Raw genomic sequence first — 286 nt, forward strand, 5'->3', positions numbered from 1 at the left:
CGATAATCTGGATGTCCAGCGTATCGTCAGAGGTCTGGCCCGCAAGGTCGGTCACTTCAACCGTGAACTGATCCACGATCGAGTTATCACCCGCTGTGTGATCTTCCGCCGCGCCGTCTTCGGTGTATTCGTAGGTGATCTCACCGGTGGTCGCATCGTAGCCTGTGACTACCAGAGTACCTTCGGTGCCTGGGATGGTGACAGGGGTTGTGCTTGCATCGGTTACATCCACGCCACCGATGGTCACGGTGTCAATGCCCGCTTCGGCGGCTACGGTGATGGTGCC

At 58.4% G+C, this 286-nt stretch carries 1 protein-coding gene; it reads right to left on the reverse strand.

The window, feature by feature from the left end:
* On the reverse strand, positions 1-286 hold a 286-nt coding region (locus tag ACXAF9_RS18210; protein ID WP_475076858.1), incomplete at both ends, for a hypothetical protein.

Source organism: Neptunomonas sp. ABH4_499 (assembly GCF_056160565.1).